This is a genomic window from Vibrio sp. S234-5, from assembly GCF_000960595.1.
Taxonomy (GTDB): Bacteria; Pseudomonadota; Gammaproteobacteria; order Enterobacterales; family Vibrionaceae; genus Vibrio.
Genome location: NZ_JZAM01000358.1, coordinates 1 through 419, shown reverse-complemented (window position 1 = coordinate 419; position 419 = coordinate 1). Strand labels below are relative to the sequence as shown.

Sequence of the window (419 nt, the reverse complement as noted above, 5' to 3'; positions counted from 1 at the left end):
TGCCCAGTTCCCTTTGGTTAGCACCTGCATAGGCGCTCCCCCTATGGATGGTTCTTTGCCTGTCGTCTCTATCGTAGGGGCCGCCGAAAGTCCTGCCAACAATGGCCACCCCCTCACCAAACCTCCATGTATGGTCCGCATTCATCCAACCCAAGAAGCCGTCGCGAAACTCGGCAAGATCAATATTTGCAATCAAACGAGCAAAGGGATCGTCGACAGGCACACCGTTTTCAAACAGCCCCTGTTTAAGAAACTAGTCGGCGTCGCCAGGAACATATTCACGAAAGTCAGTCTAGCCTTGACCTCCGGTGATCACGGCCCAGATAGGCAGAAACAAAATATCAAACAGAGGATAATCATCTGTTGCCCTTTGCCGTTTGTCACGGTTGATACGGAAATGCGCTTTGTCGGTATTAATA

At 50.6% G+C, this 419-nt stretch carries 1 pseudogene; it reads right to left on the bottom strand.

The window, feature by feature from the left end:
- Positions 1-223: pseudogene (locus tag UF06_RS27245) on the bottom strand (ISAs1 family transposase); the annotation flags it as partial.
- Positions 224-419 lie beyond the last annotated feature (196 nt).